Below are 17,724 nucleotides of genomic sequence, written 5' to 3' on the forward strand. Positions count from 1 at the left end.
TGTTGGTCGAGTGAGGCGAAGCAAGAACAGTCCCGAGCCGTCGGCCCGGGGCAACTTCACCCCGCCGCCGCGCACAGCGGCGCCCGCCCCCGTGCCCGGTTCGGAGCCATCGGCCGCGCCCGCCCAGAGCGGCGGCCGTCTCTCCCCGCGCAACTGGCGAGTGGCGACCAGGCTCAACGCGATCCTGCTCATACCCGTGCTCGTCGGCCTCGTCATGGGCGGCTTCCAGGTGAAGAGCTCGATCGACACCTGGCAGGAGGCCGAGGACGCGGAGAACACCGCGCGTCTGGTGCGGGCCTCCCTGCTGTACGCCAACGCCCTCTACAACGAGCGCGACACCTCCGCTGCGCCCCTGCTGAAGGGCAGCGCCCAGAACTCCCAGGACAAGGCGACCGTCACCCAGGTCCGCAAGGCCACCGACGAGGCGGCCGACGCCTTCGACGCCGCGGCCCAGAGCATGCCGGAGAAGCCCGGACTGGAGCGCCGGCTGAAGCTGTTCCGCGAGGTGGAGCCGAAGCTCCAGACCCTGCGCCAGGTCGCGTACACCTCCAAGCTCAAGGGCGTGCAGACCGAGGAGGGCTACGTCGAGGTCGCCCACCCGCTGACGGAGTTCGCCAACGAGCTGGGCCTCGGCACCGGCAACATCACCAGCTACGGCCGGACCGTGTACGCCATCGAGCTCACCAAGGCGGCCCTGTCGCTCCAGCGCTCCATCGGCATGCACATCCTGACCAAGCCGGGCCCGGACGAGGGCAACCTGGCCAGCCAGCGCATCGCCCTGTCCTCGTACGCCTACCTCGAGCGCATCGCCGTGCAGGAGTACATCGGCGGCGGTACCGAGCAGGACGCGGCCAAGCTCAGGGCGGCCGAGGCGAGGCTCAAGACCGACGGCGCCGCGATGGCCCGGGAGGCCAAGGCCAAGAACCCGGACTACGTCGCCCCGCCGTCCAAGCCGGAGACGATGGTCTCGGCCGTCGCGACGCTCCAGACCACGGACCCGAGCGCCCGCGCCGCCCTCGCCGAGCAGGGCGTCACCGCCGAGAACTGGTGGGCGGTCAACACGCTCAAGTTCAACGCCTACGAGAAGATCGAGACGGACCTGGCCGACAAGGCCGTGAGCGAAGCGTCCGACATCGCCGACGACGCCCAGCGCGACGCCTACATCACCGGTGCCGCCGTCGTGGTCGCCCTGCTCCTGGCCTTCATCCTGGCCGGCGCGGTGGCCCGCCAGATGAGCCGCTCGATGCGCCAGCTGCGCAACGCCGCCTTCGGCATCGCCGAGCAGCGCCTGCCGATGCTGGTCGACCAGCTCTCGCGCACCGACCCGGGCCGCGTCGACACCCGTGTCCAGGCCATCCCGATCACCACCACGGACGAGATCGGCGAGGTCGCCCGCGCCTTCGACCAGGTCCACCGCGAGGCCGTCCGGCTCGCCGCCGAGCAGGCCCTGCTGCGGGGCAACATCAACGCGATCTTCACCAACCTGTCGCGCCGCAACCAGTCGCTGATCGAGGGCCAGCTGACCCTGATCACCGACCTGGAGAACAACGAGGCCGACCCGGACCAGCTGGAGAACCTCTTCCGCCTGGACCACCTCGCGACCCGTATGCGCCGCAACGGCGAGAACCTCCTCGTCCTCGCCGGCGAGGAGCCCGGCCGCCGCTGGGACCAGCCGGTCCCGCTGGTCGACGTGCTGCGCGCCGCCTCCTCCGAGGTGGAGCAGTACGAGCGCATCGAGCTGTCCGGCGTCCCCGAGGCCGAGATCCACGGCCGGGCCGTGACCGACCTCGTGCACCTGCTCGCCGAGCTGCTGGAGAACGCCACGACGTTCTCCTCCCCGCAGACCAAGGTCCGCGTCACCGCGACCCGTCTCCCCGACGGCCGCGTGATGATCGAGATCCACGACAAGGGCATCGGCCTGACCGCCGAGGACTTCGCGGACATCAACCACAAGCTGGCCAACCCGCCGACCGTGGACGCCGCGATCTCGCAGCGCATGGGCCTGTTCGTGGTCGGCCGGCTGTCCGACCGGCACGGCATCCGCGTCCAGCTGCGCCCCTCGGGCGAGCAGGCGGGCACGACCTCGCTCGTCATGCTGCCCGACGCGATCACCCACGGTGGTGGCGGCGAGCAGCACGTGGACCGCGACGAGTTCACCGTCTCGCAGATCATCCCGGAGCAGAACTTCGGCGGCGAGAACTTCAACCAGCAGCCCATGCGCACGGCGGCGGAGCTCGGCTTCGACGACAGCCGCTACTCCGACGTCCCCGACGACATACGCGAGCTGGACCCCGTCGGCCGCTCCCTGATGCGCGAGGAGCGCCGGGCGGCCCTGGAGGCCCAGTCGACCCAGCCCGAGCTCCCCGGCCGCCAGAGCGACCAGGAGCCCACCGAGGCCCCTGGATACCCCGACGAGTACAACGGCCGGCAGGGCTACGACGCCGGCCAGGCCTACGACACGGGCCAGTCCGGCTACCCGGAGCAGCAGCCGTCCGCGTACGACCGTCAGGCGCCGTACGAGGAGCAGCAGGCGTCGTACCAGGAGCAGCAGGCGTCGTACGAGCAGCAGCGGCAGACGGCCTACGAGGAGCCGCAGCGGGGCGCGTACGACGAGCAGTACTACGCGCCGAACGGCGGCCTGCCGCAGAACGACACCTTCTCGCCGAACGGCGGCTACCCGGACCACTCCTCCTATGCGGAGCCGGCCCAGGAAGAGCCCTCGTCGCAGGGTGCGGGTGCGCCCGGCAGCTTCGCCGCCTTCGAGCAGCGGCGCTACCAGGACGACTGGCCCCAGCAGGACGGTTACCAGAACGGCTACCCGAGCCAGTACCCTTCTGAGGCCCAGGAAACGGAATCTGCGCAGGCCGCTGACGCAAGTGAGCAGGACCGCGTAGGCTTCGACCGTCCGGGACAGGCCCAAGCCGCCGCACCCTCGCTGACCGACGCCGGGCTTCCCCGCCGCGGGGCCGCCGCGAGCGGTGCGAACGGCACGGGCGGCGCCCGGCACGCGAGCCAGGAGCCTCCGGCCTCCACCCCGGAGAGCAACGGCGACCGCGACTGGCGCTCGGCGAACGACGAGCGGTGGCAGCAGGCCTCGCAGCTCCGGAAGCCCAAGGCGGGCGGGGTCACCTCCTCCGGCCTGCCGAGGCGGGTGCCCAAGGCCAACCTCATCGAGGGTTCCGCCGAGAGCACTCCCCAGGGAGGCCCACAGGTCTCCCGCGCCCCGGAGGACGTCCGGGGCAGGCTGAGCAACCTGCGCCGCGGCGTACAGCGTGGACGCAGCGCAGGCAGTGAAACGAACGGCCAGGGCTTCGGTCCTGACAGCACCTACAACCAGGAGCGTTAGTGTGAGCCCGATGAGCCAGGCGGCACAGAACCTGAACTGGTTGATCACCAACTTCGTGGACAACACCCCGGGGGTGTCCCACACGGTGGTGGTCTCCGCCGACGGACTCCTTCTGGCGATGTCCGAAGGCTTCCCCCGCGACCGTGCCGACCAGCTCGCGGCCGTCGCCTCCGGTCTGACGTCTCTGACGGCAGGCGCCTCCCGGATCTTCGAGGGTGGAAGCGTCAATCAGACGGTTGTGGAGATGGAGCGGGGATTCCTGTTCATCATGTCCATCTCCGACGGCTCGTCGCTCGCGGTTCTCGCACATCCGGAGGCGGACATCGGCCTCATCGGATACGAGATGGCGCTGCTCGTGGACCGAGCCGGTACGGTCCTGACACCGGACCTTCGTGCGGAGCTCCAGGGGAGCCTGCTCAACTAACAGACGGACGGTGCGTTTTGGCGTCCCGTGGCCGTAAGGTTTCGGGACGCGGCTCCACAGCGATGGGTGCCAGGCACAGTCGGAGGAGGAGAAAGTGGCAACACCCCCAGGCGGTTCGTCTTCGGGCAACTGGTCGTACGGCCCTGCCCAGGGTCAGGGCGACGGTGGGCAGAACCCGAACCGTTACAACTTTCCCTCCGCACCGAGCCACCGGCAGCCCTACGCGCCACAGGGCCCCGGCCCGTCGCCGTACGACCAGCCGCCGGCGCCGCGCATCCAGCCCGTGCAGCCGCAGCGCCGCACCCCAGAGCCGTCGCCCGGTGGGGCGTCGAACAACCACAACCCGTTGGTGCGTCCGTACGCCATGACCGGTGGCCGGACCCGCCCGCGTTACCAGCTCGCCATCGAGGCGCTGGTGCACACCACTGCGCAGCCGCACCAGATGCAGGGCCAGTTGCCCGAGCATCAGCGGATCTGCAACCTCTGCCGGGAAATCAAGTCGGTCGCCGAGATCTCGGCGCTCCTCACGATCCCTCTCGGCGTGGCCAGGATCCTCGTCGCCGACTTGGCGGAGGCGGGACTGGTCGCCATCCATCAGCCCGGCGGCGACGAGAACGCCGGCGGCCAGCCAGACGTGACACTGCTCGAAAGGGTGCTCAGTGGACTTCGCAAGCTCTAGCGGCGGTCCTTCCCGCTCCACCACCTCGGCGAAGATCGTGGTGGCGGGTGGCTTCGGCGTGGGCAAGACCACGTTCGTCGGGGCCGTCTCGGAGATCAACCCGCTGCGTACCGAGGCCGTCATGACGTCAGCTTCGGCCGGCATCGACGACCTCACCCACACCGGGGACAAGACGACCACGACGGTCGCCATGGACTTCGGCCGTATCACCCTGGACCAGGACCTGATCCTGTACCTCTTCGGTACGCCCGGTCAGGACCGGTTCTGGTTCATGTGGGACGACCTGGTGCGCGGCGCCATCGGCGCGATCGTGCTGGTCGACACGAGGAGGCTCGCCGACTGCTTCCCCGCCGTCGACTACTTCGAGAACAGCGGCCTGCCGTTCGTCATCGCCCTCAACGGCTTCGACGGCCAGCAGCCGTACACGCCCGACGAGGTCCGGGAAGCCCTCCAGATCGGCCCCGACACCCCGATCATCACGACCGACGCCCGCCACCGCGCGGACGCGAAGTCGGCGCTGATCACGCTGGTCGAGCACGCGCTGATGGCACGCCTGCGGTAATCGGCACGTTCGCCTTGCGGCCCCCGTTCCTCCTGTGGGAGGAGTGGGGGCCGCAGGTGTTTCTGGGGAGGGGGCGCGATGAGCGCGGAGGCGGCGGCGTTACGGCTGGGCACGACCGTGGCGAAGACGGCGGCGGACATCTGGCTGGGCGGCAGGCGGCGGCAGCAGGAGCGGCATCTGACGCTGGCGGAGCTGGTGCGGGTACGGGTGCCCGGGCTGCGGTTGCAACGGAGTGTGGAGCGGCAGTTCGGGCAGATCACCGACGCCGTGTTCGACCGGCTGGAGCCCTACCTGGAGCACGAGTTCCGGGGACTGGACGAATCCGGCAGGCAGGCCGTGATCGACGCGGTGTGCGACACGTTCGCGCGGGCGGACCTCTCCGACGAGGCGGTGCTCGCGGCGGATGCGAACGCCGCTGAGCTGATCCGCCGTATCACCGGGTCGGTGCCGGCGCCGGTGGGCCTGAACGAGGCGGAGTCCCGTCTGTACGAGGTGCTCTTCGCCGAGTGCGTCGAGTACTACGTGCGGATCGTGCGGAGCCTGCCGGTCTTCGAGGAAAGGGCGGCGGCCGAGCTCCTCGCCCGGACGGCCACGCTCGGCGCCGAGGTGGCCCGGCTCCTGGAGCGGCTGCCGGACCGCTCCCTGCTCGCGCCGGACGGCACGGACCAGGACACGGCGTTCCGGCGCCGGTACCTGGAGCTGGTCAGCCGGGACCTGGACGAGGTGGAGCTGTTCCGGCGCACGTCCGACCGGGCGGCGGGGCCCCGGGTGCGGTTGTCGGCGGCGTACGTGAGTCTGCGGGCCACCGGGGACGACGGGAGCCGGCGCCGCACCGTCCGCTCCCTGTCGCGGCTGCGGCCCGACATGAGCGACTGGGAGGAGGCCGGGGCCGAGAGCTCCGGGATGCGGGTGGAGGCCGGGCTCAGCGGGGCCTCGCGGGTGCTGCTGCGCGGCGAGGCGGGCTCGGGCAAGACGACCCTGCTGCGGTGGCTGGCGGTGACGGCCGCACGCGGTGCCTTCTCCGGGGAGCTGTCCGACTGGAACGGCCTCACGCCTGTCTTCGTCAAGCTGCGGGAGTACAGCGGCCGCACGCCGCCGAATCCGGACGCGATGCTCGACGGGATCGCCGGACCCATCACCGGCATCATGCCCAAGGGCTGGGTGGAGCGGCAGCTCGACTCGGGCCGGGCCCTGCTGCTGATCGACGGCGTGGACGAACTTCTCGACCGGGAGCGCCGGGCGGTCCGGGACTGGCTGCGCAAGCTGCTGGTGGCGTACGACGAGGTGCGGGTGGTCGTCACCTCCCGCCCTGCCGCCGCCGGCGCGGACTGGCTGCGCGGGGAGCACTTCACGGCGCTGCACCTGGACCGTATGAGCCCGCCGGACCTGGCGGCCTTCGTACGGCAGTGGCACCAGGCGGTGCGGGAGCTCGGCGACGACCTGCCCTGTCCCGTGGACGACCTCCCGCTGTACGAGCAGTCCCTGCTGACCAGCCTGAAGGACCGTCCCCACCTCCAGTCGCTGGCGGGCACTCCCCTGCTGGCCGCGATGCTGTGCGCCATGCACCTCAACCGGGGCAGGCAACTGCCGCGCGACCGCATGGAGTTGTACCGGAACGCGCTGCACACCCTGGTCCATGACCGCGACGCCGACCGGAACGTGCCGAGCGCGGTGGACAGCAAGCTGAGCCTCAGCGACAAGCTCGTCCTCCTGCGGGACCTGGCCTGGCGGCTGTCGGACAACAACCGCAGCGAGATCTCCGTGGAGCAGGCCACCGTGCACGTCGGCCGGAAGCTGCGGGCGATGAGACACCTGGACGGCCTGGAGGGCGGGCAGGTCCTGGACCAGTTGCGGCACCGTTCCGGGATCCTCCGTTCCCCCGCCGAGGCCCGTCTGGACTTCGTGCACCGGACCTTCCAGGAGTACCTCGCCGCGGAGGAGGCGGCCGAGGAGGACCGGATGGGCAGCCTGGCCGGGCGGGCGCATCTGGATCTGTGGCGGGAGACGGTCATCATGGCGGCCGGCCATGCGAACGCCCGCCAGCGGGAGGAACTGCTGGGTGGCATCCTCGACCGGGCGGAGCGGGAGCCTCGGCACGCGCGGACGCTGCGGTTGCTGGCGGCGTCCTGCCAAGAGACGTTGCCGGAGGTTTCCGAGGGGCTGGCCGTCCGGTTGGAGGACGCGGTGTCGTGCCTCCTGCCCGCACGCCGGCCGACCGATCCGCCGGCGCTGGCGGCGGTGGGGTCGAGTCTGCTGCGGAGGCTGCCGCGGTCTTTGGGGGAGCTGACGGAGAAGGCCGCGGCGCAGACCGTGCGGACGGTGGCGTTGATCGGTGGGGTGGAGGCGCTGGGGCTTCTGGCGGGGTACGCGGGGGACTGTCGGGGGGCGGTGGTCGACGCGCTCATCGAGGGGTGGGGGTATTTCGACGCCGATTCCTATGCCGACGAGGTTCTGGCGGGGGTGCCGCTGACCGGCCGACAGGTCAAGGTCACGCACTCCGGCCAGTTGCGGGCAGTGGGACGCTTGCCTGGCATTGACGACCTGTGGATTTCCCAGTTCATGACGGACCTGACAGTTCTCGGCGAATTGCACCCGCTGAAGGAGCTCACCATCGTCGCCCTTCGCGGCGAGGTGGACCTGTCGAGGCTCACGACTCAACACTCGTTACTCCGACTCGGGCTGGGCGGCCGTGCGTCGCTCAAGAACGCCGATGTCCTGGGTGAGCTCTCGGAACTGGACGTCCTCCATCTCGGCTACCGTTGCCTGCCGGACCTCCGCGAGCTGTGCCTCGGCCCGAAGGTGAACTACCTGAGCGTGCTCAACTTCGACGCCTCCCTCGATCTCGCTCCGCTCGCACACGAGCGGATCAGGTGGCTGAACCTGCACGCCGATGTCCTCTGCCTGCCGCAGAATGTGCAGGCCCTGCTCACCCTGCCCCTGCTGACGCACCTGCGCCTCACGCGCGTCGATGTGACCGCCTGGCTGAAGGCCGGCACCTTCCTTCCACCCACTGTGAGACGCGTGTCCTTGAGGGATTGCGGCCTCCCTGACGACCTCGCCAAGCTCGACTTCCCGGGCGTGAAGGTCACCTTCGAATGACAACGCAACGGCCCCGCCCTCCCGAAGGAGAACGGGGCCGCAAGGGCGTGAAAAAGTCAGCGCCAGCTGTGCGGGGCGCGGAAGCCCGGCTCGCGTTCCAGGCGACGCCAGCCGGCCTTCACGCGGCCGCGGTGCGTCGGGGCCGGGTCCGTGGGGTGGGCGGCGGCGCGGGCCAGGAGGATCGCCGTGATGGCGGCGACTTCCTCGGGCTCGGCGTGGCCCTTCTCGACGCGGATGTCAGGGGTGTCCATGGGTGTCAGTCTCCGTGAGAGAGATGTCCGCCGTGTTACTGCGGAGGGTTGCCGTGTTTGCGGGAGGGCAGATCGGCGTGCTTGGTCTGGAGCATCGCGAGGGACTTGATCAGCACCTCGCGGGTTTCCGCGGGGTCGATGACGTCGTCGACCAGGCCGCGCTCGGCCGCGTAGTAGGGGTGCATCAGCTCGGACTTGTACTCCTTGACCATGCGGGTCCGCATGGCCTCCGGGTCCTCTGCCTCGGCGATCTGGCGGCGGAAGATGACGTTGGCCGCACCCTCCGCACCCATGACGGCGATCTCGTTGGTCGGCCAGGCGTAGGTGAGGTCGGCACCGATGGACTGGCTGTCCATGACGATGTACGCACCTCCGTAGGCCTTGCGCAGGATCAGCGAGATCCTCGGCACGGTCGCGTTGCAGTAGGCGTACAGGAGCTTCGCGCCGTGGCGGATGATGCCACCGTGCTCCTGGTCGACGCCCGGGAGGAAGCCGGGGACGTCCAGAAGAGTGACGATCGGGATGTTGAAGGCGTCGCACATCTGGACGAAGCGGGCCGCCTTCTCGGAGGCCTCGATGTCCAGGACACCGGCGAGCGCCTGGGGCTGGTTGGCGACGATGCCGACGACCTGGCCGTCCATCCGGCCGAGCGCGCAGATGATGTTCCGCGCCCAGCGCTCGTGGACCTCGAGGTAGTCGCCGTCGTCGACGATCTCCTCGATGACCTTGGTCATGTCGTACGGCCGGTTGCCGTCCGCCGGGACCAGGTCCAGGAGGACGTCCGAACGGCGGTCCACCGCGTCCGCGGACTCCGCGCGCGGCGGGTTCTCGCGGTTGTTCTGCGGCAGGAGGGACAGGAGGTAGCGGACCTCGGCGATGCAGGTCTCTTCGTCGTCGTAGGCGAAGTGGCAGACGCCGGACGTCTCGGCGTGCACGTCCGCGCCGCCCAGGCCGTTCTGTGTGATCTCCTCGCCGGTGACCGCCTTGACGACGTCCGGGCCGGTGATGAACATCTGCGAGGTGTCGCGGACCATGAAGACGAAGTCGGTGAGGGCCGGGCTGTAGGCCGCGCCGCCCGCGCACGGGCCGAGCATCACCGAGATCTGCGGGATGACCCCGCTCGCCTTGGTGTTGCGCTGGAAGATGCCGCCGTAGCCCGCGAGCGCCGAGACGCCCTCCTGGATGCGGGCGCCCGCGCCGTCGTTCAGCGACACCAGCGGGGCACCGGCCGCGATGGCCATGTCCATGATCTTGTGGATCTTCGTGGCGTGGGCCTCGCCCAGCGCGCCGCCGAAGATGCGGAAGTCATGGGCGTAGACGAAGACCGTCCGGCCTTCCACCGTGCCCCACCCGGTGATCACGCCGTCGGTGTACGGCTTCTTGGCCTCCAGGCCGAATCCCGTGGCCCGGTGCCGCCGCAACTGCTCGACCTCGCGGAAGGAATCGGGGTCGAGGAGAAGTTCGATGCGCTCCCGCGCGGTCAGCTTGCCCTTGGCGTGCTGCGCCTTGGTCGCCTTCTCGCTCGGTCCGGCCACCGCCTGCGCACGGATCTCGTGCAGTTCGGCCACGCGTCCGCGCGCGTCGGTCGGCTCACCCGGCGCCTCATCCAAAACGGTCATGTAGCGACCTTACGAAGCCGACCAAGGATTACGGGCCGTCGACTCCTCACAGTCTCCGGCGTGTTTTCCTGGTACCCCTGAACAGAACCATGGCGGGGTGCAGCCCTTCTGACTGCTCAGGGGGCGTGTGTGTTGTAGAGGTCGAACAAAGCCGTCAGCCGAGAGTCATCTCACAGATGTGCGTGGCGCATGCCTTCCCCGGGGTGACGCGCAGGCGCAGCCGGGGTCCCGTGGACAGTACTTCGACCGTCTCGTCCGCGTGGCGGACCCGGCGGACGGGGCGGTTCCAGGTGATCTCCAGAGGTTCACCCGTACGGCGTGGTTCGCTCAGGCAGAGGGTGGCGGTACGGCCCCGGCGGACGGTCAGCACGCTCGCGCCGGCGGAGGCGGTGAGCGGGCCCGCCGTACCGGCCTGCCAGAAGTTCGCGGCCGTCAGGCCGAGGGAGGGCACGGTGACCGCCTGCCGGCCGGCGTCGTTGGCGAGGACCGACATCCAGTGGCGGTCGGCGGCGCGGCGCGCGACCTCGCGGCGGGACGCGCCGGGCATGAGGAGGTAGGCGTAGGTGGCGTCCTCAGGGTCGGTGCCGTGGTCGAGCCAGAGAGTCTGCCAGCGGCGGGTGCGCCGCTCGGGTGCGCTGCCGGTGTTGATGTCGGACCAGGCGCCGGTGCGGTCCTCGCGCAGCGCCTTCGGCTCGCCGTGGAGCAGCACCCAGCCGCCGTGGTCCTCCAGGTGGGCCCAGCCCGGGCCCCGTACGAAGGTCTGGGTGCCGGACGCGCCGAGGTTGCGGTTGTCGACGATCGTCTCCACCGGGACGCCGTCGGAGCAGCTGATCCCGGCGCCCAGGCAGATCACCGCGTCCGCGACGCAGAACCAGGACTTGCGGGCCTGGAGGGTGGAGCCGAGGCCCTTGAGGTGCTGGCCGATTGCCGCGTACTCGCCGTCGGTGGTGCCGCCGACCCAGCGCGCGTCCGGGCGGGCCGTGCCCCACTCGCCGCCTTCCCGGTCGGCGAGGCGCTTGGTGGAGACGGTGGTGCCGGGCAGGCGGTACCAGTCGACGGTCGGCCAGAACCAGTCGGTGTACTGGTCGCTCGCGCCGGCCCACCAGCTCACCATGCCCGCACCGGTGTGCCAGCCGCGTGGGTTCTCGCCGTTGCCGCACTCGTAGTGGGCGATGCGGTCGCTGGCCATGGCGATGTTCACGGTGAATCCGGGGCGGCGGTGGACGGCGCGGTCCATGGCGGCGAAGAGGCGGTGACCGGTCGGCTCGGGTGCGGCCGGGACGGGCGAGGCGGCGATCGCGTGCAGCCGGGCCAGGTCGGCGACGCCGAACTGGCGTGCCGTCAGCATCGGGGTGACCGTGGCCCGTTCGATCCAGCCCTTGATGCGGGCGTGCCAGCGGTCGCGTTCCGCCTGGCTCGCGCCGGCCGCGAGGAGCGAGATGGCCGCGATGAGCTGCCGGCCGTGGAAGTGGTCGCCGCGCATGACCGCGCGGTCGTCGGCGGTGAGCAGACCGCGGCTGATGGCCCGGCCGTTGACGCTGTCCATGACCAGACCGTCGTGGATGAGCGGTGCGTAGGCGTGCTCGACGCTGTCGAGGACGATCTGCCGGTTCGGGTCGGTGACCTCCCAGTCGGATCCGGCGAGCAGGGCGAAGAGGCGGCCGAGGCCGTCGAGCATGACCTGGCCGTACGTGCCCGAGTAGGCGACCCAGGTGTGCTGGACGAAGGAGCCGTCGGCGTAGAGGCCGTCGCCCCGGGTGACGTACGGGAGGACCGGGGAGAGCGCGTCGCGGGCGAGGGCGATCCTGTCCGGGTCGCGGCCGAGGATGCCGCGCAGGGCGACGGAGCGGCACAGGTCGACGCGGTTGGCGCCGGTGGACGTGCCGGAGTAGTCGCCGAGGGCCGAGGCGGGGACGAAGTGGTCGACGGCGGCGCAGGCGGCCCGGATCCGGTCGTCGCCCAGGTGCTCGTACAGGGCGGCCGTGATGTCCATGAGCAGGCGCGGGCTGCCGATCTGCCATTCCCACCAGTTGCCGTAGCGGGTGGTGGCGGGGTTGTAGACGGTGGCGGAGAGGTGGTCGAGGCCGCGCAGGATGCCGGCGAGGAGGTCCGGGTCGGCGGTCGAGCCGGTGCCCCGCTGGACGTGGGCCTGGGTCATGGTCCACAGGCGTCTGTAGCTCATGGTGATGCCGGCCGGCGGGTCGAAGGGGCGGCCGGGCCAGAGGGAGTCCGCCGCCGGGGCCATGGTGGAGTGCAGACCGCGGGCGACCTCGCCGGTCTCCGCGAGGCGGGAGGCGTACGGCTGCGCGGCCGGGTCGTAACCGGTGCCCAGGGCGATGCCGAGCCAGCGGCGGCGGAGGGTGTCGTACGGGTCGGTGCCGGCGTCCCGGGCGTCGGCGCCGCGGGGTGTGGGCGTCGTGCCGCCGGTCGCCGCCAGGGCCGCGGCCGCGAGCAGCAGGGCGCGGCGGCCGGGGTGGGGCCGTGCCGTGCGGCGGGAGAAGACGCGACGCTGGGGAGTCATGCCCATGCCCTACCACGGGGAGGCGGTCACCTGAACGGAGGATCCGGCCGGAGTGACCGGAACGGCGGAACGTGCCCCGGGCCTGAGGCCGGGTCAGCCGAAGCGGTTGAGCAGGCGTCTGAACATCCTCGGGGCCAGGGCGCGGAGGCGGTCCGGGAGGGCCACCCAGGCGGGGATGTAGACCAGGTCGCGCTCCTCGCGTACGGCCTCCCAGATGGCCCGGGCGACGCAGCCGGGCGAGATCATCCGGGGACGGGAGCGGTCGTAGGGCCTGCCGCGGCGGGCGAAGAAGGGCGTGTCGACGGGGCCGGCCACCACGAGGGTCACGCCCACGCCCGTGCCGCGCAGTTCCTGCCGCAGCGCCTCGGAGAAGGTGGCCAGGGCGGCCTTGGCTGCGGAGTACACGGCTTCCTCGCGTACGCCCACGCAGCCCGAGATCGAGCCGAGCAGTACCACCCGGCCCTGCCGGGCCGCGATCATGGAGGGCAGGACCTCGCGCACGAGGTGGAGCGTGGCGTTGAGGTCCAGGGCCAGCACGCGGTCGATGTCGGTGTGCGGCATGGCGGCGAACGGGCCCGCCCAGCCGATGCCCGCCCCGGCGACCAGGACGTCGACCCGGCCGGTCGTGTGCAGCGCGGACCGGGCCAGCAGGCGCGGACCGTCCGGGGCGGCGAGGTCGGCGGGCAGCACGACGGCCGAGGTGCCCGACGCCGTCTGCTCCAGGCGGTTCCGGTCGCGCCCGGTGAGGAGAAGCTGCCAGCCGTCCATGGCGAACCGCCGTGCCGTGGCCGCCCCGATGCCCGAGGAGGCCCCGGTGACGAGGGCCACGCGCCGGTCCAGGCGCCGCGGTGGCCCGTGCTCCCGCGCCGGGGAGGGGGCAGCGGGACGGCGTGGGGCGGGGCCCGCCGGTGGGTCGTAGGCCGAGCCGGAGCCGGTGAGTGTCATCGGTCGGTCTCCCTGCGCTGTACGTCCGCCGTGGTCTCGGCTGTCTCGGTGCGGGTTCCTGGGAACGGAACCCCGTCGTCTGCCTGCCGGTCCCTTGAAACGGAACCTCGTCTTCCAGGACACCGCCACTGCGGGGTTCCGCGCCAGTGCAGGGGCCGGACCGGGCGGGCCGGGCCCACCCGGTCCGGTGTGCGCCGTGCCGTGGGCGGTCTGCGGACCGGCGCCCCGCACACGGGATGCGACAGGACCACCCCTGCGTGCCGCCGGGTGCCGCCAGGCGGCGGTATGGGCGCCACACGGAATGGCCGCGCCGGGTTACGTAGGGGGCACCCGTGTCCGGTACGGCCCCTCGTGGCGAGGTGACCATGCGTGTGCTGTTCGTCCGTCCCAGCGCCCTGATGTGCTCGGAGATCGCCCGCGTGCTGTGGAAGTTCAGCCAGGTCTGCGACCCGCGCCGGCGGTTCGCCGACCACGGCCGGCCGGTGCGCTGCGAACCACCCCTGCCGCGGCACCTCGGCGTCCACGACCGGCGGGCGCTGTACATCCACACGCAGGGCCCGCCGTCCCGGCGGACGACCGGCTGACTCCCGCCCCGGCATGCCGATCGCGGTCCTGGCCTCCCTCGCCGCCGGTGTCTGCTTCGCCGTGGCCGGAGTGCTCCAGCAGTGGGCCGCGGGCGGGCGCCCGGACGCGGAGGCGCTGTCACCGCGCCTGCTGGTCCATCTGGCGCGTGACCGGGTGTGGCTGGGCGGCATCGGACTGGCCGTACTCGCCTACGGCTTCCAGTCGCTGGCGCTGGCGGGCCGCTCAGTCTGGTGCAGCCGCTGATCGTCGCCGAACCGGTCTTCGCCGTACCGCTGTCGGCGCGGCTGCGCGGGAGCAGGGCCGCGAGCCCTGGGTGGTACGGGGCGAGATCGGTGCCGTCCTCCGCGCCGTCGGCCGAGGTCAGGGCGGCCGTGCCGAGCACCGGGCGGAGCGTGACGACGCGCACGCGCGGCGAGAGGACGTCGACCCGTTCGCGCTCGCCGAGGAAGTAGACGGTCAGGTCGAGGCCGGACCGGACGCCGCCGGGCAGTCGTTCCGGGAGGCGGGCGGCGCTCTCCGCGAAACGCTCCCAGCACTTCACATGGCCGCCCGACGTGCCGCTCCGCAGCAGCTCGACCAGGACCGCGACCGAGGTCGTGATCACCGGGTACCACTGGCGCCGCGGGCCCAATCGCGACACGCCCGCCAAGAATGTTGAACGTTGAACCGGAATAGGTCTACGGTGGGTCGCGTTACATAGTTAAACGTTCAACATTCATCGCAGGAGGCGTACCCCCATGAGCATCTTCAGCCGCAAGGACACCGCGACCGCCACCACCGACGCCGCGCAGCCGGACCTGGCCGCCCTGACCGGCGACTACACGATCGACCCCGCGCACTCGGCGCTCGGCTTCGTCGCCCGGCACGCCATGGTCACCAACGTCAAGGGCAGCTTCCAGGACTTCACGGGCACGCTCCACCTCGACGGCACCGACCCCTCCCTGTCCACGGCCTCCCTGGACGTCGTGATGGACAGCATCGAGACGGGCAACGCCGACCGCGACGGCCACCTCAAGAGCTCGGACTTCTTCAAGGCGGACGAGTTCCCGACCATGACCTTCCGCTCCACCAAGGCGGAGTCCCTCGGTGGCGAGGACTACCGCATCACCGGCGACCTGACGATCCTCGGCACGACCCGCCCCCTGACCATCGACCTCGAGTTCAACGGCGCCGCGAAGGACCCCTTCGGCAACGAGCGCGTCGGCTTCGAGGGCAAGGCGGAGATCCTGCGCTCCGAGTGGGGCCTGACCTGGAACGCCGCCCTCGAGACCGGCGGCGTCCTGGTCTCCGACAAGATCAAGCTCAACTTCGACATCTCGGCGATCAGGAACGCGTGAGCCCGCGCGGCCGGCCCGGCGGCGTACCGCCGGGCCGGACTGGCCGGATCGCACCTCTTGTGGAAGGACCGGCGGCGTTCTCATAATCCAGCAGCACAATTTTGACCCGTCCATGCCAGCACATGGACTTTTCTTTTTGCCCAGCTGCTGTCATGCGCCCGTCAATTTGATGCTTCGGTTGCACCTCCCCAGTCAACCCCCCACGGAAGGCATCACGTTGAAGAGACTCCTCACGGCCCTCAAGAGATGCGCGGCCCTCGGCGCCGCCGCACTCGCCATCGCCAGCCTTCAGCCCGTCTCCGCCGCGCAGGCCGCCCCGTCGCCCGTCGTCGGCGGGACGCGGGCCGCGCAGGGCGAGTTCCCGTTCATGGTCCGGCTCTCCATGGGCTGCGGCGGCGCGCTCTACACCCAGCAGATCGTGCTCACGGCCGCGCACTGCGTGGGCCGCTCCGGCAACAACACGAGCATCACCGCCACGGCGGGGGTCGTCGACCTCCAGTCGACCAGCGGCCGCGTCCAGGTCCGCTCCACCAAGGTGCTCCGCGCCCCCGGCTACAACGGCACCGGCAAGGACTGGGCGCTCATCAAGCTCGCCCAGCCCATCAACCTGCCGACCCTGAAGATCGCCACCACGGCGCAGTACAACACCGGCGACTTCACCGTCGCGGGCTGGGGCGCGAACCGTGAGGGCGGTTCCCAGCAGCGCTACCTGCTGAAGGCGACCGTGCCGTTCGTCGGCGACGCCGCCTGCAAGGCCTACGGCGGCCTGTACAGCGGCCTCGTCGCGAACGAGGAGATCTGCGCCGGCTTCGACGCGGGCGGTGTCGACACCTGCCAGGGCGACTCCGGCGGCCCGATGTTCCGCAAGGACGACTCCGGCAACTGGATCCAGGTCGGCATCGTCAGCTGGGGCGACGGCTGCGCCCGGCCCGAGGCCCCCGGCGTCTACACGGAGGTCTCGACGTTCGCCTCCGCCATCGCCTCGGCGGCGTCGACACTCTGACCCCGCCCCCACATCCTGCGGGCCCGGCGCCGTACGGTGCCGGGCCCTTCCCCCGCCCTATCGGGCCTTGCGGCCGGACTCCAGCTTCGCGACCGCCGCCGCCACCTGCGCCGCCCGGCTCCGCGAGGTCCGGGCGCGGAGCACACCGAGCATCGCCAGGTACCGGTCGGTCCGCCCGAGCGCCTCGAAGGCCGCCGCGGCCCGCGGGCTCCGCGCCAGTGCCGCCGCGAGGTCCTCCGGGACCTCGGCCTCCTGCTGGGACGCGTACGCCGCCTCCCACCGTCCGTCCGCCCGCGCGGCCGCCACCTCCGCGAGCCCGCCGGGCCGCATCCGCCCGGCGGTGGTCAGTTCCCCGACCCGCCGGACGTTGACCACGGACCAGAGGCTGCCCGGGCGCCGCGGGGTGATCCTCTGGAGGTAGTACGACTCGTCGAGTCCCTTGCGCTGCCCGGTGATCCACCCGTGGCACAGCGCCACGTCGTTGACGTCGGCGGCGCTGACGGAAGGGATGCCCGAGCCCTTCTTGGCGACCTTGACCCAGAGGCCCGGATGCGGGGCGGGGTGTGCGGTCAGCCAGGAGTCCAGGTCGGCGACGGTCGCGAAGGGGAGTGGGTCTCCGGAGGCGGTCATGGCACCACCGTAGGGACCGGTTAGGACAGATCCTGTCCGCTACGGCGTGTCCGCTACGACAGCAGCGCGCGTGCCTGTTCGCGGGCGTGCGCGACGGCGTCCGGGAAGATGCCCAGGCCGTGCGCGACGAGCGCCCCCTCGTGCAGCAGCATCAGCGCCCGGGCCATGGCGTCGGCCCCCTCCCGGTCGATGTCCGAGGCGAGGCGGGTGAAGAGGGCGAGCATCCACTGCTTCTGCCCGGCGATGATCGGGTGGGCCGGGTGGGCGGGGTCGCTGATCTCCGCGTGGGCGTTGACCATGCTGCATCCCTTGGGGCTGAGCTCCGCCGCCCAGGCGCCCGTGGCGTCGAAGACGGCCAGGACGCGCTCCCCCGGCTCCGGTCCGGCCGCGTCGAGGCGTTCGGCGAGGAAGGCCCGCCAGCGCTCGTCGCGGTCCGCGAGGTACTCCACGACGATCTGCTCCTTGGAGCCGAACCGGTCGTAGAGGGTCTTCTTCGTCACCCCGGCCTCGGCGGCGATGAGGTCGACCCCGACGGCGTGGATGCCGCGCTCGTAGAACAGCCGGGCGGCCGCCGCCAGGACGCGACGGGCGGCGGGCGTCATCGCGATCCGGCGCGGACTCCCGGCAGTGGCCGCGGTGGTGGCGGTGGTACCCATGACACCCAAGTATACCGATCTGTATAGTGGGCGGGGAACGGGTATACCGATCTGTCTACTGGTTGTG

The 17,724-nt window shown here is 71.4% G+C and carries 15 protein-coding genes; 9 read left to right on the plus strand and 6 right to left on the minus strand.

Annotated elements, in window-relative coordinates; genetic code table 11:
• The first annotated feature begins 10 nt into the window (after positions 1 to 10).
• The 5 genes from ABFX81_RS34515 to ABFX81_RS34535 all read left to right on the plus strand — a co-directional run bounded on the left by ABFX81_RS34515 (position 11) and on the right by ABFX81_RS34535 (position 8,110).
• The gene (locus ABFX81_RS34515) at positions 11 to 3,346 is read left to right on the plus strand and encodes a sensor histidine kinase (RefSeq protein ID WP_346139165.1); all 3,336 of its coding nucleotides are present in this window, start codon (positions 11 to 13) and stop codon (positions 3,344 to 3,346) included.
• Positions 3,347 to 3,356: 10 nt separating this feature from the next.
• Positions 3,357 to 3,770, plus strand: coding sequence for a roadblock/LC7 domain-containing protein (locus ABFX81_RS34520; RefSeq protein WP_004983065.1), 414 nt, complete (start codon positions 3,357 to 3,359; stop codon positions 3,768 to 3,770).
• Positions 3,771 to 3,864: 94 nt separating this feature from the next.
• Positions 3,865 to 4,449, plus strand: coding sequence for a DUF742 domain-containing protein (locus tag ABFX81_RS34525; RefSeq protein WP_086840352.1), 585 nt, complete (start codon positions 3,865 to 3,867; stop codon positions 4,447 to 4,449).
• Entirely contained in the window at positions 4,430 to 5,011 is a 582-nt protein-coding gene (locus ABFX81_RS34530) for a GTP-binding protein (RefSeq protein ID WP_014675207.1), read from the plus strand. Before ABFX81_RS34525 ends, ABFX81_RS34530 begins: the two co-directional genes overlap by 20 nt.
• A gap of 78 nt (positions 5,012 to 5,089) precedes the next feature.
• Positions 5,090 to 8,110, plus strand: a complete 3,021-nt coding sequence (locus tag ABFX81_RS34535; protein WP_346139166.1) for an NACHT domain-containing protein — start codon at positions 5,090 to 5,092, stop codon at positions 8,108 to 8,110.
• 56 nt (positions 8,111 to 8,166) lie between these two features.
• Here ABFX81_RS34535 and ABFX81_RS34540 read toward each other — a convergent pair whose 3' ends face one another.
• The 4 genes from ABFX81_RS34540 to ABFX81_RS34555 form a co-directional block, all read right to left on the minus strand.
• Positions 8,167 to 8,361, minus strand: coding sequence for an acyl-CoA carboxylase subunit epsilon (locus tag ABFX81_RS34540; RefSeq protein ID WP_346139167.1), 195 nt, complete (start codon positions 8,359 to 8,361; stop codon positions 8,167 to 8,169).
• Between the two features lie 35 nt (positions 8,362 to 8,396).
• Complete coding sequence (locus ABFX81_RS34545; protein ID WP_086845285.1) at positions 8,397 to 9,980, minus strand: carboxyl transferase domain-containing protein; 1,584 nt, start codon at positions 9,978 to 9,980, stop codon at positions 8,397 to 8,399.
• Positions 9,981 to 10,134: 154 nt separating this feature from the next.
• Entirely contained in the window at positions 10,135 to 12,501 is a 2,367-nt protein-coding gene (locus tag ABFX81_RS34550; protein ID WP_086845289.1) for a polysaccharide lyase family 8 super-sandwich domain-containing protein, read from the minus strand.
• Positions 12,502 to 12,594: 93 nt separating this feature from the next.
• A complete protein-coding gene (locus ABFX81_RS34555) occupies positions 12,595 to 13,446 on the minus strand; it encodes an SDR family NAD(P)-dependent oxidoreductase (RefSeq protein WP_346139168.1) in 852 nt (283 codons plus the stop codon).
• A gap of 365 nt (positions 13,447 to 13,811) precedes the next feature.
• On the opposite strand from ABFX81_RS34555, the gene ABFX81_RS34560 reads away from it, so the two are divergent.
• From ABFX81_RS34560 to ABFX81_RS34575, 4 genes are all read left to right on the plus strand, one after another.
• Positions 13,812 to 14,030 (plus strand): hypothetical protein, encoded by a 219-nt coding sequence (locus ABFX81_RS34560; RefSeq protein WP_086855361.1) that lies wholly within the window; start codon positions 13,812 to 13,814, stop codon positions 14,028 to 14,030.
• A 13-nt stretch (positions 14,031 to 14,043) separates the two neighbouring features.
• The gene (locus ABFX81_RS34565; RefSeq protein ID WP_086855360.1) at positions 14,044 to 14,274 is read left to right on the plus strand and encodes a DMT family protein; all 231 of its coding nucleotides are present in this window, start codon (positions 14,044 to 14,046) and stop codon (positions 14,272 to 14,274) included.
• 494 nt (positions 14,275 to 14,768) lie between these two features.
• Complete coding sequence (locus ABFX81_RS34570) at positions 14,769 to 15,368, plus strand: YceI family protein (RefSeq protein ID WP_086855359.1); 600 nt, start codon at positions 14,769 to 14,771, stop codon at positions 15,366 to 15,368.
• A gap of 217 nt (positions 15,369 to 15,585) precedes the next feature.
• Positions 15,586 to 16,371 (plus strand): trypsin-like serine protease, encoded by a 786-nt coding sequence (locus tag ABFX81_RS34575; RefSeq protein WP_086855358.1) that lies wholly within the window; start codon positions 15,586 to 15,588, stop codon positions 16,369 to 16,371.
• A gap of 57 nt (positions 16,372 to 16,428) precedes the next feature.
• On the opposite strand, the gene ABFX81_RS34580 is transcribed toward ABFX81_RS34575, so the two are convergent.
• Both ABFX81_RS34580 and ABFX81_RS34585 read right to left on the minus strand, forming a co-directional pair.
• A complete protein-coding gene (locus tag ABFX81_RS34580; protein ID WP_086855357.1) occupies positions 16,429 to 17,001 on the minus strand; it encodes a YdeI/OmpD-associated family protein in 573 nt (190 codons plus the stop codon).
• 53 nt (positions 17,002 to 17,054) lie between these two features.
• Positions 17,055 to 17,657 (minus strand): TetR/AcrR family transcriptional regulator, encoded by a 603-nt coding sequence (locus ABFX81_RS34585; RefSeq protein ID WP_428837245.1) that lies wholly within the window; start codon positions 17,655 to 17,657, stop codon positions 17,055 to 17,057.
• Positions 17,658 to 17,724 lie beyond the last annotated feature (67 nt).

Source organism: Streptomyces coeruleofuscus (assembly GCF_039532725.1).
GTDB classification, from domain to species: domain Bacteria; phylum Actinomycetota; class Actinomycetes; order Streptomycetales; family Streptomycetaceae; genus Streptomyces; species Streptomyces coeruleofuscus.

Bases quoted from the DNA above. Each gene is read 5' to 3' on its own strand.
- ABFX81_RS34570 (WP_086855359.1), top strand. From the start codon at position 14,769: ATGAGCATCTTCAGCCGCAAGGACACCGCGACCGCCACCACCGACGCC.
- ABFX81_RS34560 (WP_086855361.1), top strand. From the start codon at position 13,812: ATGCGTGTGCTGTTCGTCCGTCCCAGCGCCCTGATGTGCTCGGAGATC.
- ABFX81_RS34580 (WP_086855357.1), bottom strand. From the start codon at position 17,001: ATGACCGCCTCCGGAGACCCACTCCCCTTCGCGACCGTCGCCGACCTG.
- ABFX81_RS34520 (WP_004983065.1), top strand. From the start codon at position 3,357: ATGAGCCAGGCGGCACAGAACCTGAACTGGTTGATCACCAACTTCGTG.
- ABFX81_RS34565 (WP_086855360.1), top strand. From the start codon at position 14,044: ATGCCGATCGCGGTCCTGGCCTCCCTCGCCGCCGGTGTCTGCTTCGCC.
- ABFX81_RS34585 (WP_428837245.1), bottom strand. From the start codon at position 17,657: ATGGGTACCACCGCCACCACCGCGGCCACTGCCGGGAGTCCGCGCCGG.
- ABFX81_RS34555 (WP_346139168.1), bottom strand. From the start codon at position 13,446: ATGACACTCACCGGCTCCGGCTCGGCCTACGACCCACCGGCGGGCCCC.
- ABFX81_RS34545 (WP_086845285.1), bottom strand. From the start codon at position 9,980: ATGACCGTTTTGGATGAGGCGCCGGGTGAGCCGACCGACGCGCGCGGA.
- ABFX81_RS34535 (WP_346139166.1), top strand. From the start codon at position 5,090: ATGAGCGCGGAGGCGGCGGCGTTACGGCTGGGCACGACCGTGGCGAAG.
- ABFX81_RS34540 (WP_346139167.1), bottom strand. From the start codon at position 8,361: ATGGACACCCCTGACATCCGCGTCGAGAAGGGCCACGCCGAGCCCGAG.
- ABFX81_RS34550 (WP_086845289.1), bottom strand. From the start codon at position 12,501: ATGACTCCCCAGCGTCGCGTCTTCTCCCGCCGCACGGCACGGCCCCAC.